At 62.0% G+C, this 14,759-nt stretch carries 11 protein-coding genes; 8 read left to right on the top strand and 3 right to left on the bottom strand.

Annotated features, from left to right (window positions below):
* Positions 1-83: 83 nt before the first annotated feature.
* The 3 genes from NPS29_RS03985 to NPS29_RS03975 all read right to left on the bottom strand — a co-directional run bounded on the left by NPS29_RS03985 (position 84) and on the right by NPS29_RS03975 (position 4,791).
* Positions 84-1,478, bottom strand: coding sequence for an aminotransferase class I/II-fold pyridoxal phosphate-dependent enzyme (locus NPS29_RS03985; protein WP_274130851.1), 1,395 nt, complete (start codon positions 1,476-1,478; stop codon positions 84-86).
* Between the two features lie 100 nt (positions 1,479-1,578).
* A complete protein-coding gene (locus NPS29_RS03980) occupies positions 1,579-3,084 on the bottom strand; it encodes a hypothetical protein (protein ID WP_274130850.1) in 1,506 nt (501 codons plus the stop codon).
* 672 nt (positions 3,085-3,756) lie between these two features.
* Complete coding sequence (locus tag NPS29_RS03975; protein WP_274130849.1) at positions 3,757-4,791, bottom strand: zinc-dependent alcohol dehydrogenase family protein; 1,035 nt, start codon at positions 4,789-4,791, stop codon at positions 3,757-3,759.
* Between the two features lie 472 nt (positions 4,792-5,263).
* Here NPS29_RS03975 and NPS29_RS03970 point away from each other — a divergent pair, with 472 nt between their 5' ends.
* From NPS29_RS03970 to NPS29_RS03935, 8 genes are all read left to right on the top strand, one after another.
* The gene (locus NPS29_RS03970) at positions 5,264-6,178 is read left to right on the top strand and encodes a LysR family transcriptional regulator (RefSeq protein WP_274130848.1); all 915 of its coding nucleotides are present in this window, start codon (positions 5,264-5,266) and stop codon (positions 6,176-6,178) included.
* 247 nt (positions 6,179-6,425) lie between these two features.
* A complete protein-coding gene (locus NPS29_RS03965; protein ID WP_274130847.1) occupies positions 6,426-7,121 on the top strand; it encodes a 3-oxoacid CoA-transferase subunit A in 696 nt (231 codons plus the stop codon).
* Between the two features lie 8 nt (positions 7,122-7,129).
* Positions 7,130-7,771 (top strand): 3-oxoacid CoA-transferase subunit B, encoded by a 642-nt coding sequence (locus NPS29_RS03960; protein WP_274130846.1) that lies wholly within the window; start codon positions 7,130-7,132, stop codon positions 7,769-7,771.
* Between the two features lie 67 nt (positions 7,772-7,838).
* Complete coding sequence (locus tag NPS29_RS03955) at positions 7,839-8,156, top strand: type II toxin-antitoxin system PrlF family antitoxin (protein ID WP_274130845.1); 318 nt, start codon at positions 7,839-7,841, stop codon at positions 8,154-8,156.
* Positions 8,156-8,614, top strand: a complete 459-nt coding sequence (locus NPS29_RS03950; protein WP_274130844.1) for a type II toxin-antitoxin system YhaV family toxin — start codon at positions 8,156-8,158, stop codon at positions 8,612-8,614. Before NPS29_RS03955 ends, NPS29_RS03950 begins: the two co-directional genes overlap by 1 nt.
* A 223-nt stretch (positions 8,615-8,837) precedes the next feature.
* Positions 8,838-10,079, top strand: a complete 1,242-nt coding sequence (gene mexE, locus NPS29_RS03945) for a multidrug efflux RND transporter periplasmic adaptor subunit MexE (RefSeq protein ID WP_274130843.1) — start codon at positions 8,838-8,840, stop codon at positions 10,077-10,079.
* Positions 10,080-10,091: 12 nt separating this feature from the next.
* Positions 10,092-13,283: an efflux RND transporter permease subunit gene (locus tag NPS29_RS03940; RefSeq protein ID WP_274130842.1), complete on the top strand. Its 3,192-nt coding sequence runs from the start codon at positions 10,092-10,094 to the stop codon at positions 13,281-13,283.
* Positions 13,283-14,680: an efflux transporter outer membrane subunit gene (locus NPS29_RS03935; RefSeq protein ID WP_274130841.1), complete on the top strand. Its 1,398-nt coding sequence runs from the start codon at positions 13,283-13,285 to the stop codon at positions 14,678-14,680. Before NPS29_RS03940 ends, NPS29_RS03935 begins: the two co-directional genes overlap by 1 nt.
* Positions 14,681-14,759 lie beyond the last annotated feature (79 nt).

Raw genomic sequence — 14,759 nt, 5'->3', positions numbered from 1 at the left:
GTCCGGCTTGCCGGCGATGACGATTTCCAGGACGCGGACGCCGGCAAGCCGGACTGCTACGGGCAGGTCAACGCAACATCCGGCTACACCCGTTCCTGCACCAGGGCGTTTCTGATGATCACCAGCATCGACTCGATGTTCTGGCTCCAGTCCGCCGCGCCGCTCAGGCACAGGCTCTGCTGGTGCAAGCCGCGCACGCTGAACAACTCTCCCGGCGCGATCACGATACGCTGCTCCAGCAACCGTTCGAACACCCGCGCCATCTCCACCCGGTGCACGCTCTCCAGCCACAGCGTGGCCCCGCCTTGAGGCTGTTCGAAACGCACCTCCTCGCCCAGGTACTGCTCGACCAGGCCGCCCAACTGCGCCATCCGCTCCTCCAGGCTCTTGCGCAGCCAGTGCAGATGCCGGTCCACCTGCCCCGAGCCATACAGCCGCGCGATAGCCTTCTGCCGAATCGGCGGCAGTCGAAACGAGCGCAGCAGCATCTGCTGGTGCCACAGCGCACTGGAATGCCGACTCAGCAGATAACCGAACGGCGCTTCCAGACCGATACTCTTGTCGAACGCCCCCAGAATCAGCAGGCGCCTGGGGTCGATCAGGTCGCGCAAGGGTTGCGAGTGCTCCACGAAGCACAGTCCGCCGTGGGTGTCGTTCTCCAGCACCCAGACCCCGCTGCGATTCAACACCTCAGCCAGGCGCTGACGCTGCTCAAGCGCCCTGACCCTGCCGCGAATCGGCTGCATGCGCGAAGACAGGATCGCCATCTTGATCTCGCCACGCTTGAGCAGGCCATGGAGTTCCTGGGCATCGGTCTCATCGCCGGCCTCGGTGCACCACTCCACCACGCGAATGCCAAAGGATTGCAAGGTGCGCAACAGGCTCCAGCTGCACGGCGATTCCACCAGCACGGCGCAGTCACGCAGTTGCAACGCCTTGAGCACGGTTTTCAGCACGCCGGTCTTGTCCGGGCCGACGAACACGTTGTCCGGGTGCCAGCAGTTCTCGGTGGACGAGGTGTAGTGCGCGGCCAGTGCCGTACGCAGTTCGATGTCGCCAAACGGCTGGAAACGCGGGTCAGGCTGGCAGGGATAGTGACGCACCAGCTCGCGCTCCAGAGTGAGCAACGCGCCGTCCAGCGACTGCAGCAAGGTGGGCTCGTCAGCGCCGAAGACGAACATGTCGCCGCGCCGGGTGCTGGCCTGGTAACGCTCCAGCGGTGCGTCGCCCTCGCACAAAATGTCGTTACAGGGCTGGGGCAAGGCGTAATAGCCAGACTTGGGCACCGAGCAGATACGGCCTTCCTTTTCAAGTAATGAGTAGGCGTTCTGCACGGTGGAAATGGACACCCGCAAGCGCCGGGCCAGCAGGCGCAGCGAAGGCAGCTTGACTGCCGGTCCCTGGGGCAGTTCATTGGTCAGGCGAGACAGGTAGCGGTACACCACCTGGTAAGCAAAATCGGTCTTGTTGTTATTCATCAGGCACACCCCATCCATGCGCAAGGCGCAGGGTCGTTGAGAGAAATCGCCCGTGGTGCGGCCGCCGGAGCCCGGCGCAACGGCATCACGGGCACAATGGTCAGCGACCGGAGATCAGTTCCGTGACCGTCTCGCCGGTTTCCTGGTCGATCGTCGTGACATGGCCCTTGTCGGGGTCGCTGGCGCGGACTCGGGCAATGATCGAGCTGTCGTCGCAGAAGTCCACGCGCCGTTTCGCGTAGAGACTCTGCAGGCCCTTGAGCGTCAGGCCGCTGACATCCACCAGCCACTGGACCACCTGATCCGAAGCCACGTCGCCGGACAGCACCTTGTGCAGATCGCCCAGCGCCACCAGCATGCCGGGATGACAACGGCGCAGAAACGCTTCCAGTTGCGCGCCGCAATCGACGAAGGGCGCGAACATCAGGCAGACCAGTTGCGCCTCGTTCAGGCCGAACGCCTCGAACCCGTACCCGGCCGCCAGCTCGCGCCGTTCCAGCAATTTCTCGGGGCTGTCGTAGGCCGCCATGGCCTGTTCGATCAGGCGTCGCGGCATGCCTTTGCGCCGCATCATGCCCGCCGCAAGTTCCAGGTATTCCTTGATGCCGTCGGCGTATTCACGCCCCTGGACGAATTGCGCCTTGAGCCCGCGCATGTGAGCCATCAGCAGCGGGTTCGCGCAATCCGACTCACTGAAACTGAAGGCCAGATCGTCGAAACGGAACCCCAGGAAATCCGTCAGCAATGGCCAGTGATCCTCGACCCTGAAACCGATCAGGTCGGCCACCGTCAGGAACGCCGGAGTCACGGGCCGGCCCGGATACACCGGCAACCGCGGGGTAAACCCGGGCGGCTCGGCCTCTTCGCCATACAGCTCGTGGTAATAGGCCTGGCCGACGCTGTCGATGGTGCTCAGGGCCGTGCTGAAGCCGAGCTTGTGCCAGTGCTCGACCTTCTGGCCGTTCTGCCGCGCCAGACGCATGATCCAGGTGGCGTACTGCTTCTGCTCCTTGAGCGAATCCCCGCTGAGCACCGCGTCCACACCCTCGCCCCAACAGGCCGCACGGCCGAGGAACTCGGTCATGCCCAGATAGCAGCTGTTGCAGAAGGTGGTGCGGGCATCCCCTGCGGTCAGGTGCCCGCCCAGCAGCATGTCGGAGCGGTTCTGCTCGCGCCCGGCCGTGGAGAATGGCAAGTCGGGCTCGAAGGCCTGCACGTAGCGGTGATCCACCACCAGCAACTCGACCCGGGGGTCGTCGTGCAGGAACAGCGCCGAGTAACAGCGGTTGATGTTGTCCATCACTGCCGACGTCATCCCCGCATGGCGCATGTTGGCAATGCGCAGGTTGAAGGTGGTGGGCGCCCGGCAGGCGATGCTCAACTGGGCGGCGCGCAACAGGGCCACGGTGTAGGCGCTGTCCTTGCCGCCACTGAAGGCCACCAGAATCCTGTACTGCCCGACCCGCTCCATGCCACCGGCGGCCACTATCAGGCGTTGAATCAATAGTTGCAGCGCGGTGCGTTCCGCGCGGTTCAAATAACTCAACAAGCGCTGAAGAACTTGCTGATAGACATATGTCATTGCCTGTTCATGTATGGAACCCATTATCCGATCATCCGTAGTGCAGCCCTGCGACAACATCAAACTCTTGCGACAACACGCGTCATTGAAGAGTTGATCACCTTCTGCGTACCACGCTCAAACAGCGCGTGATGATATTCGCGATCAACTGCTGTCCTGAGTTGAACAGCACTGAAACGCCAGTGACGGGAAAGGCCCGCAAGCCACTGCAGGCGCGCCTTGCAGCGCACCGCACACGGGGTTGGACACAGACAAATATGGAAGACCGATAGTGGCGTGCATCCGGCACCGTATAACCATCGGCCACGACAGACAGTCAGGCATGACTCGTTCCTTGAGTTTTGGTTCACCCCGTCATTATCGGTATCTGATTCACAATTACAAGCTACAGAATGCCGACGGAATGCCTGTCAGCTTTCCACTGAAACATGCACGCTTTTAAACAACTTTGTTTAATGATCGAACACCCTGAACAACACACAGCGCTCTAACTTCGCACACCGGGCAAAGTACACATCCGTTCAACAGGTTCGACCCCATAAACAAAAAAGCCTTCCTGAACGAATCGGGAAGGCTTTGTCGGGTCTTGCATGGCCGGTAAATGACGGGACGGACACCCTGAACCGGTGACCGGATCCACAACGCCGACGCCTGGGCCTGGGCGTCGAACAGTCAGCCTCGCGCGGTAGATTGCGCTCAGGCGGACTCGACTTCCACCACGACACGCCCACCTACCGGGCAGCCGTCCATTACACGATGGGCTTCCACGACCTGCTCGAACGGGAAGACCTTGGTCACCTGTGGCAGCAGCAGTTTGTCGCGGGTCAGCTCGTTGATCTTGAGCAGCGCGCGCTCGACCGCTTCCTTGTCCTGGGGGATACCCAGTTCCGGCTTGCCGGTGAAGTTGCCAACGCAGTGAACGAAGAACTGGATGTTCTTCTGGAACGCAGCGCAGGCCGGGAATTGCACCTGGTTGCCGCCTTGCAGACCGTACAGGATCAGGCTGCCGCGAGGCGCGAGGGCATCGCCGAGAATCGACATCTGCGGACCGCCCAGACCATCGAGGATGACGTTGACGCCAGCCTTGTCAGTGTACTTGTTGATCGCGAGCAGCAAATCCTGCTCCTCGGTCACCACTACCTTGTCGGCGCCCAGGGACGTCAGGTAGCGGCGTGAAGTGCCTTCTTCATCATCGGTCTTGATGGCCGCGATGACCTTCAGGCCCAGCGCCTTGCCCAGTTGCAGGAACGCGGGACCGGCGCAGTGACCGGCGTCAGTGATCAGGGCCACTTGCCCTTCTTTCACGCGGGCCAGCTCCACGTAGGCAAAATACGCCACCAGCATCGGGGTGTAGTGCACCGCCGCCTGATTGGGCGTGAGGATGTCCGGGTATTTGGTCACGGAGGTGCGTGGCAGGACGATGAACTCGCCATACACCGGATGCTCGTTAGGGTTGGCTGACGGAAAGCTTGCGACCTTGTCGCCGACCTTCAGGTCATCCACGCCATCGCCGACGGCGGTAATCACGCCGGCCATTTCAGACCCCAGGCCAGCGGGCAGCTTTGCCTGGGACGATGCCAGATTTTGTCGCCACAGCACGTCATACCAGGTGACACCAATCGCCTGGACGCGTATCTGCACCTCTCCGGGTGCTGGCAACGCGGCTTGCTGCTCTTCTACCTTGAGCACCTCGGCCGGGCCAAACTGATGAAAACGGATCGTGCGGGACATTTCGAACCTCGCCTTATGAACCTTGATGCCATGAACTCTATCCGGGCGCTGCCGGTAACACTATCAGTGGCTATTAATAGTCGACATGCCTGTCATCGATTCTGTTGTTGAAAGGCGGTCATTAGATAACCATCGAATGCTCACGTATTCAAGGCGGTCATTGTTCTTTTCTCGTATCGACAATGCAACCCGACGCCCATTTTCCGGATGAACGTACCGCCAGACGGCGCGTAAACTGCACGGGCGCTGCGGCGCAAAGGCCAATCGGGTGCTCATACCCATTGGTCAAAATCGCGGGGCCAAGGTTCAGCGCAAATTATCGACGGCCGTGATGGTTAACACGTTGGTATGCTTGCGGATGAATTTAACCGTGCGCAGAATCGGCCAATACCCGTACTATTCGTTCCTGAGCCAAAACCGGCCCTGCCTTGCGGGCGGCCAACGTATCGACCCACGTTCCCGAGACCCCGTCATGAATCGCAACGACCTGCGTCGCGTCGACCTCAACCTGCTCATCGTGTTCGAAACCCTCATGCATGAACGCAGCGTCACGCGTGCGGCGGAAAAACTGTTTCTCGGCCAGCCCGCCATCAGTGCTGCGCTGTCACGCCTGCGCGGGCTGTTCGACGACCCGTTGTTCGTGCGCACCGGGCGCAGCATGGAACCGACGGCCCGCGCCGTGGAAATCTTCGGCCTGCTCTCCCCTGCGCTGGATTCCATTTCCACCGCCGTGAGCCGCGCCGCCGACTTCGACCCGGCCACCAGCACTGCGGTGTTCCGCATCGGGCTGTCGGACGACGCCGAATTCGCGCTGCTGCCGTCGCTGCTCAAGCGCCTGCGCTCCGAAGCCCCCGGCATCGTCCTGGTGGTACGCCGCACCAACTACATCCTGATGCCCTCGCTGCTGTCGTCTGGCGAAATTTCCATCGGCGTCAGCTACACCGACGACCTGCCGGCCAACGCCAAACGCAAGGTGCTACGCCGCAGCCGACCCAAGTTGCTGCGCGCCGATTCCATGCCCGGCGCCATCACTCTGGACGACTTCTGCGCCCGGCCCCACGCGCTGGTGTCGTTCGCAGGCGATCTGGGCGGCTTCATCGACGAGTACCTGGAAAAGATCGGCCGCAAGCGCCACGTCGTACTCGCCGTACCGCAGTTCAACGGCCTGGCGACCCTGATTTCCGGCACCGACATCGTTGCTACCGTGCCCGACTACACAGCCGACGTGCTGACCGCCGCCGGCGGCGTACGCGCAGAGGAACTGCCACTGGAAGCCCGCACCTTCGAACTGCACATGGCCTGGCGCGGCTCCCAGGACAACGACCCCGGCGAGCGCTGGTTGAGGTCACGGATTCAGATGTTCTTCGGCGACCCCGACAGCCTTTGATACCTGTGGGCATGCCCGCCTGGGCGTGCCCTTCATCGAGCGTTACAGCGGGCAAACCGCGTAATGCTCGAAAATCGCACAACCGTTCGATAATCGCACCAATTCCGCCAAACCCTCTCTACTGTTGCCCGATCTTGCGGCACGCTTAGCGCAACGCAACAAACAACGCCAAGCGCGACTGGCCCCTCCTTCAAAGGACGACGGCCAGACCGACAATCCACACTCCAGGAATGACCAGGAGCTCGCTTTGATCAATAAAACGTTCGAGTCCATCGCCAGCGCGGTGCAGGGAATTACCGACGGTTCAACCATCATGGTCGGAGGCTTCGGCACTGCCGGCATGCCGTCCGAGCTCATCGATGCGCTGATCGATACCGGTACCCGCGACCTGACCATCATTAGCAACAACGCCGGCAACGGCGAGATCGGCCTGGCCGCTCTGCTCAAGGCGGGCAGCGTGCGCAAGGTGGTCTGCTCGTTCCCGCGCCAGTCCGATTCCTACGTCTTCGACGAACTGTATCGCGCCGGCAAGATCGAGCTGGAAGTGGTGCCGCAAGGCAACCTGGCCGAGCGCATCCGCGCAGCGGGTTCGGGCATCGGTGCATTCTTCTCGCCGACCGGCTACGGCACCCTCCTGGCCGAAGGCAAGGAAACCCGCGAGATCAACGGCCGCCAGTACGTCCTGGAGATGCCGCTGCATGCCGACTTCGCGCTGATCAAGGCGTACAAGGGTGATCGCTGGGGCAACCTGATCTATCGCAAGGCCGCCCGCAACTTCGGCCCGATCATGGCCATGGCCGCCAGGACCGCCATTGCCCAGGTCGACCAGATCGTCGAACTTGGCGAACTGGATCCGGAGCACATCATCACTCCGGGTATCTTCGTCCAGCGCGTGGTCGCCGTTTCCGGCGCCGGCGCTTCTTCGATCGCCAACGCTGTCTGAGGCCTGCCATGACCATTACCAAAAAGCTCTCCCGTACCGAAATGGCCCAGCGCGTAGCCGCAGACATCCAGGAAGGCGCGTACGTCAACCTGGGCATCGGCGCACCGACTCTGGTGGCCAACTACCTGGGCGACAAGGAAGTGTTCCTGCACAGCGAAAACGGTCTGCTGGGCATGGGGCCAAGCCCGGCCGCCGGCGAGGAAGACGATGACCTGATCAACGCCGGCAAGCAGCACGTCACCCTGCTCACCGGTGGTGCTTTCTTCCACCACGCCGACTCGTTTTCGATGATGCGCGGCGGCCACCTGGACATCGCCGTACTGGGCGCCTTCCAGGTGTCGGTCAAGGGCGACCTCGCCAACTGGCACACCGGCGCTGAAGGCTCGATCCCGGCCGTGGGCGGCGCAATGGACCTGGCCACCGGCGCCCGCCAGGTGTTCGTAATGATGGACCACCTGACCAAGTCCGGCGAAAGCAAGATCGTGCCCGAGTGCACCTACCCCTTGACCGGCATCGGCTGCGTCAGCCGCATCTACACCGACCTGGCCGTGCTGGAAGTGACAAGCGATGGCCTGAAAGTAGTGGAAATCTGCTCTGACATCGACTTCGACGAGCTGCAGAGGCTCAGTGGCGTGCCATTGATCAAGTGAGTGCTCCCAGATTGACAAGGTAAGGATTTTTCCTTACCTTGCTCAAAGCTCACCACGAGACGCCATCATGTCTGCCATCCACGAAATCGCCACGCTTACCTCCAAGGGTCAAATCACCCTGCCCAAATCCGTTCGGCAGCTACTGGGACTGGATACGGGTGGCAAGATCGCCTTCGACGTGCGTGACGGAGAGGTGGTCGTCACCCGTGCCGATGCCCCTCACGAAGACCCGGCCATTGGCGCGTTCCTCAGCCTGCTGGAAGCCGACATTCGCGCAGGCCGAAATGTTGAAGCGTTGCCCAGGGATCTGGCGCACACAATGCTCGCGAACGCAGGCCATGACGTGGATCTGGACCAGGATATCGAGGGTGAGGTCGAGCTCTGATGCAGCGCCATGGATGGACACTGCTGTTCCATGAAGGTCTCACCGCCCAGCTTCGCAAACTTCAGTCCGCCGCAGCGCGAGCCGAACAGAGTGATCCGGATGGATTCCAGAGCAACGCAAACGTCAAACTCTTGCGAGCCTTGAGTCAGCTGATTCTGGATGTCGTTCCAGGCGACCCCGCCCGGGATGATTACCGCCAAGGCAACACGCTGGGAACAGCCTATCGCCACTGGCGCAGGGCGAAAATCGGCAGACGCTTCCGGCTGTTCTTCCGCTATGACTCAACCGCCAGAGTCATCGTCTACGCATGGGTCAATGACGAGCAGACACTGAGGTCGGCAGGCAGCAGGTCCGATCCGTATGCAGTCTTCGAAAAGATGCTGGGACGGGGCAATCCGCCCGATGATTGGGACACACTGATAGCCTCGACCTGTGGCGATTGGGCTGAAGCTCAATAACGCTGATTTCGAAGGTGATCTACCCGGCTCACATGACCGTTTTTATACACGCCTGTGACAACCGCTTTCTCCCGATCACCCCATCCAGTCAAAACCCCGAAATAGAGCCTCTGCACAGGTAAATATCATTCCCACTGATATTTACCTTCGTCGTATTCGATTCGTGCAATAAAACCCCCGGGAACAGAATCCGCCCATCTCAATAACATCGGCGGATTTTCCCATGGTTCAGTCACTTACTCCTTTGCGCTATCCCCTTGCCGCGCTGGCTCTGGTGGTGATCAGCGCTTGCGGCCGGACCCCAGAGGCGACGGTTGCCCCCGCAGCGGCGAAAGTCAACGTGGCCAAGGTGCTCGAGCAGCCGGTCAACGAATGGGATGAAGTAACCGCGCGTCTTGAGGCCCCGGAAACCGTGCAGGTGCGTCCTCGCGTCTCCGGTCAGATCGACTCGGTGGCCTTCACCGATGGCGAGCTGGTCAAGAAAGGCGATCTGTTGTTCCAGATTGATCCGCGTCCGTTCGAAGCCGAAGTGCATCGTCTGGAAGCCCAACTGCAACAGGCCAAGGCGGCTTCGGTACGCAGCAACAACGAAGCACAACGTGGCGAACGCCTGCGCACCAACAATGCCATCTCGGCGGAGCTGGCTGACTCGCGGACCACCACCGCCCAGGAATCCAAGGCAGCGGTAGCCGCCATTCAGGCCCAGCTTGACCTGGCGAAACTGAACCTGAGCTTCACCCGCGTTGCCGCACCGATCACCGGTCGCGTCAGCCGTGCGGAAATCACCGCCGGCAACATCGTCACCGCCGATCAGTCGATCCTCACCAGCGTGGTCTCCACCGACAAGGTCTACGCCTACTTCGACGCCGACGAGCGCGTGTTCCTCAAGTACAACCAGTTGGCCCGCGACGGCAAGCGCGGCGCGACCACGCCGGTGTACATGGGCCTGTCCAACGAGGCTGAGAACCCGCACCAGGGCCAGATGAACTTCGTCGACAACCAGGTCAACCCGCGCACCGGCACCATCCGTGGCCGCGCCGTGTTCGACAACAGCAAGGGCGAATACACCCCGGGCCTATACGCACGCCTGAAGCTGGTCGGCAGCGCCACCTACTCGGCGATGCTGATCAAGGACGAAGCCGTGGGCACCGACCTTGGCAAGAAATTCGTGCTGGTGGTCGACAAGGACAACAAGGCGACCTATCGCAACGTTGACCTGGGGCCGAAACTCGAAGGCCTGCGTATCGTGCGCAGCGGTCTGCAGAAGGACGATCGTATCGTCGTCAGCGGCCTGCAGCGTGTGCGCCCGGGCTCGCCGGTCGATCCGCAGGACACTCAGATGGCCAGCCCGGAAACCCTCGCTGCGCTGCAACAACAGCGCCAAGCACTTGAAGCCAGCAACCAACCCAAGGCCCAGTCGAAACTGGATGCCAAAGTTGCCGCTGCCGCTACGCCACGCGGTTAAGGGACAGACTCGATGAATTTTTCCAAGTTCTTCATTACACGGCCGATCTTCGCAGCGGTGCTCTCGCTGCTGATCCTGATCGCCGGTGCCATTTCGCTGTTCCAGCTACCGATCAGCGAATACCCGGAAGTCGTGCCGCCGACCGTGGTCGTGCGCGCCAACTTCCCCGGCGCCAACCCGAAAGTGATCGGCGAAACCGTGGCCGCGCCACTGGAACAGGCGATCACCGGTGTCGAGAACATGCTCTACATGTCCTCCCAGGCCACCGCCGACGGCAAGCTGACCCTGACCATCACCTTCGCGCTGGGTACCAACCTGGACACCGCGCAGGTGCAGGTGCAGAACCGCGTGACGCGGACCGAACCGAAGCTGCCTGAAGAGGTGACGCGCATCGGTATCACCGTGGACAAGGCGTCCCCGGACCTGACCATGGTGGTCCACCTGACCTCGCCGGATCAGCGTTACGACATGCTGTACCTGTCCAACTACGCGGTGCTGAACATCAAGGATGAGCTGGCTCGTCTGAACGGTGTCGGCGACGTGCAGCTGTTCGGTATGGGCGACTACTCGCTGCGTGTCTGGCTGGACCCGAACAAGACCGCTTCGCGCAACATCACCGCGACCGACGTGGTCACTGCCATTCGCGAGCAGAACCGTCAGGTTGCGGCCGGTCAACTGGGTGCACCTCCCTCCCCGAGCGCCACCAGCTTCCAGATGTCGATCAACACCCAGGGCCGTCTGGTCTCTGAGGAAGAGTTCGAGAACATCATCGTGCGCGCCGGCGAAAACGGCGAGATCACCCGCGTGAAGGACATTGCCCGTGTGGAACTGGGTTCCAGCCAGTACGCCCTGCGTTCCCTGCTGAACAACCAGCCGGCCGTGGCGATCCCGATCTTCCAGCGCCCGGGCTCCAACGCTATCGACATTTCCAACGAAGTGCGCAGCGAAATGGAACTGCTCAAGAAGAGCTTCCCTGAAGGCATGGACTACAGCATCGTCTACGACCCGACCATCTTCGTGCGCGGCTCCATCGAGGCAGTGGTTCACACCCTGTTCGAAGCACTGATCCTGGTGGTGCTGGTGGTGATCCTGTTCCTGCAGACCTGGCGCGCCTCGATCATCCCGCTGGCCGCCGTGCCGGTGTCGCTGATCGGTACCTTCGCGGTCATGCACCTGTTCGGTTTCTCGCTCAACGCGCTGTCGCTGTTCGGCCTGGTACTGGCCATCGGTATCGTGGTGGACGACGCCATCGTGGTGGTGGAGAACGTCGAGCGTAACATCGAGCTCGGCCACCAACCGATGGAAGCCACGCAGATCGCCATGCGCGAAGTAACCGGCCCGATCATCGCGACCGCGCTGGTACTCTGTGCGGTGTTCGTACCCGCGGCGTTCATCTCAGGCCTGACGGGGCAGTTCTATAAACAGTTCGCCCTGACCATTGCCATCTCGACGGTGATCTCGGCGTTCAACTCCCTGACCCTGTCGCCGGCCCTGGCTGCCGTGCTGCTGCGCGCCCACGATGCACCGAAAGACGCCTTCTCGCGTTTCCTCGACAAGCTGCTGGGTGGCTGGCTGTTCCGTCCGTTCAACCGGTTCTTCGTCAAGGCCAGTAACAAGTACGTCGGCACCGTTGGCCGGGTCATCCGCGTCAGTGGCGTGGCACTGGTGGTGTATGCCGGTCTGATCGTCATGACCTGGCTGGGCTTCTCGACCACGCCAACCGGTTTCGTGCCGCAGCAGGACAAGCAATACCTGGTGGCCTTCGCTCAACTGCCTGACGCCGCCAGCCTGGACCGTACCGAAGACGTCATCAAGCGCATGTCGGACATCGCCCTGAAGCAACCGGGCGTGGAAAGTGCCGTAGCCTTCCCTGGCCTGTCGATCAACGGTTTCACCAACAGCCCCAACTCCGGGATCGTGTTCGTGACCTTGAAGCCGTTCGAGGAGCGCAAGCTGGCCAGTGAGTCGGCAGGCGCCATCGCCGGCCAGCTCAATGGCAAGTACGCGTCGATCCAGGAAGCCTACATGGCGATCTTCCCGCCACCACCGGTACAAGGCCTGGGCACCATCGGCGGTTTCCGCCTGCAGATCGAGGACCGTGGCAACCTGGGTTACGACGAGCTGTATAAAGAGACGATGAACGTCATCGCCAAGAGCCGCAGCGTGCCGGAACTCGCCGCCCTGTTCACCAGCTACACCGTGAACGTGCCGCAAGTGGACGCCGCCATCGACCGCGAGAAAGCCAAGACCCACGGCGTGGCCATCAGCGACATCTTCGACACCCTGCAGGTGTACCTGGGTTCGCTGTATGCCAACGACTTCAACCGTTTCGGCCGTACCTATCAGGTCAACGTCCAGGCTGAACAGCAGTTCCGTCAGGACGCCGAGCAGATCGGTCAGCTGAAAGTGCGCAACAACCTGGGCGAGATGATTCCACTGGCGACGCTGCTCAAGGTCACCAACACCTCAGGCCCTGACCGCGTGATGCACTACAACGGCTTCATCACCGCTGAAATCAACGGTGCTGCAGGTCCAGGCTTCAGCTCGGGCCAGGCCGAAGCTGCGATGAACAAGCTGCTCAAGCAGGAACTGCCCAACGGCATGACCTACGAGTGGACCGACCTGACCTACCAACAGATCCTGTCGGGCAACACCGCGCTGCTGGTCTTCCCGCTCTGCGTACTGCTGGCGTTCCTGGTACTGGCCGCCCTGTATGAAAGCTGGAGCCTGCCGCTGGCGGTGATCCTGATCGTACCGATGACCCTGCTGTCGGCCATCGCCGGTGTGATCATCGCCGGCAGCGACAACAACATCTTCACCCAGATCGGCCTGATCGTACTGGTGGGCCTGGCCTGTAAGAACGCGATCCTTATCGTCGAGTTCGCCAAGGACGAACAGGAGAAAGGCAAGACTCCGCTGGAAGCCGTTCTGGAAGCCTGCCGCCTGCGTCTGCGTCCGATCCTGATGACCTCCTTCGCGTTCATCATGGGTGTAGTGCCTCTGGTGCTGTCCAGCGGTGCCGGTGCCGAGATGCGTCATGCCATGGGCGTGGCGGTGTTCTCCGGGATGCTGGGCGTGACCTTCTTCGGTCTGCTGTTGACGCCGGTGTTCTATGTCCTGATCCGTAACTACGTCGAACGCAAGGAAGCCCGCAAGGCGGCCAAGGCTCAAAGCGTTCAGAAAATCGCCCCGGAGGCTCATTGATGAAGGCTGCAAAACTCTTCCTGCCGAGCCTGTTGGTCCTGGCGCTGGCGGCCTGTGCCGTCGGCCCGGACTACAAGAAGCCGGACACCGCCGCGGCCAACATTCCGGCCGCGACACAGGGCAACTATGACCGTAGCCACATCGAAACCATCTGGTGGCAGCAGTTCGACGATCCGACGCTGAACAAGCTGGTCGCGCAATCGCTGCAGGGCAACCGTGAACTGCGGGTGGCGTTTGCCCGCCTCAAGGCTGCGCGCGCCATCCGTGACGACATCAGCAACGATGCCATGCCGGTGGTGACCAGCCGCGCCAGCAGCCAGATCGGCCGCGCCCAGGTGCCGGGTGAAACCGAGCACCGGGTCAATCAGGAACGCTATGACCTGGGCCTGGACATGGCCTGGGAAATCGACCTGTTCGGCCGCATCCAGCGCGAACTGGAAGCCAGCGAGGCCGACCAGCAAGTGGCCGAGGCCAACCTGTACCAGCTGCAGGTGACCATGATCGCCGAGCTGGTTGATGCGTACGGCCAACTGCGCGGTGCGCAACTGCGCGAGGACATCGCCCGGGCCAACCTGAAGAACCAGCAGGAATCCCGTGGCGTCACCGTGCAACTGCGTGACGAGGGCGTGGGCAACGAGATCGACGTGGTGCGCGCCGATGCACGTCTGGCGGCGGTCGAAGCCAGCATTCCGCAACTGCAGGCCGAGCAGACCCGCGAGCGCAACCGCATCGCTACCCTGCTGGGCGAGCGCCCGGATGCAATGACCGCGATGTTGGCGCCGGCCAAGCTGCCAGCGATTTCCAAGGCGTTGCCGATTGGCGATCCGACCAAACTGCTGGAAAACCGTCCTGACGTGCGCAGTGCCGAACGTCAACTGGCGGCGCAAACCGCGCGCATCGGTGTGCAGACCGCCGACCTGTTCCCGCGGGTCAGCCTCAGTGGCTTTCTGGGCTTCACCGCCAGCCGTGGATCGCAAATCGGTTCGAGCGCGGCGCAAGCCTGGGGCCTTGGCCCGAGCATCACCTGGGCAGCGTTTGACCTGGGCAGCGTGAAGGCGCGGATCCGTGGCGCCAACGCCGATGCCGAAGGCGCACTGGCCAACTACGAGCAGCACGTGCTGCTGGCCCTGGAAGAAACCGACAACGCCTTCAGCGACTACGACAAGCGTCAGCAGCGTCTGGTGTCGCTGGTGCGTCAGAGCGAATCCAGCCGCAAGGCAGCGGACCTGGCCAACATCCAGTACCGCGAAGGCACCGCCGACTTCCTGGTGCTGCTGGACGCCGAGCGTGAGCGCCTGGCGGCCGAAGACAGCCAGGCACAGGCCGAGATCGAGTTGTACCGTGGCATCGTCGCCATCTACAAAGCGCTGGGTGGCGGCTGGCAACCGAACGCCTGATCCTTGCAATGCTGCGGTGCCACTTACCGGTTGCACCGCCCAAGCCCCGGGCTCACAAGGTCCGGGGCTTTTTTGTGGG

Source organism: Pseudomonas putida (assembly GCF_028682175.1).
Taxonomy (GTDB): Bacteria; Pseudomonadota; Gammaproteobacteria; order Pseudomonadales; family Pseudomonadaceae; genus Aquipseudomonas; species Aquipseudomonas putida_AD.
Note: the sequence above shows the minus strand (reverse complement) of the source record. Positions and strands in the feature narration are given on the sequence as shown.

What these genes read in the sequence shown, in the direction of transcription:
- NPS29_RS03985 (WP_274130851.1), bottom strand. Translation starts at nt 1,478, where the DNA reads ATGAATAACAACAAGACCGATTTTGCTTACCAGGTGGTGTACCGCTAC.
- NPS29_RS03980 (WP_274130850.1), bottom strand. Translation starts at nt 3,084, where the DNA reads ATGGGTTCCATACATGAACAGGCAATGACATATGTCTATCAGCAAGTT.
- NPS29_RS03975 (WP_274130849.1), bottom strand. Translation starts at nt 4,791, where the DNA reads ATGTCCCGCACGATCCGTTTTCATCAGTTTGGCCCGGCCGAGGTGCTC.
- NPS29_RS03970 (WP_274130848.1), top strand. Translation starts at nt 5,264, where the DNA reads ATGAATCGCAACGACCTGCGTCGCGTCGACCTCAACCTGCTCATCGTG.
- NPS29_RS03960 (WP_274130846.1), top strand. Translation starts at nt 7,130, where the DNA reads ATGACCATTACCAAAAAGCTCTCCCGTACCGAAATGGCCCAGCGCGTA.
- NPS29_RS03955 (WP_274130845.1), top strand. Translation starts at nt 7,839, where the DNA reads ATGTCTGCCATCCACGAAATCGCCACGCTTACCTCCAAGGGTCAAATC.
- NPS29_RS03950 (WP_274130844.1), top strand. Translation starts at nt 8,156, where the DNA reads ATGCAGCGCCATGGATGGACACTGCTGTTCCATGAAGGTCTCACCGCC.
- mexE (WP_274130843.1), top strand. Translation starts at nt 8,838, where the DNA reads ATGGTTCAGTCACTTACTCCTTTGCGCTATCCCCTTGCCGCGCTGGCT.
- NPS29_RS03940 (WP_274130842.1), top strand. Translation starts at nt 10,092, where the DNA reads ATGAATTTTTCCAAGTTCTTCATTACACGGCCGATCTTCGCAGCGGTG.
- NPS29_RS03935 (WP_274130841.1), top strand. Translation starts at nt 13,283, where the DNA reads ATGAAGGCTGCAAAACTCTTCCTGCCGAGCCTGTTGGTCCTGGCGCTG.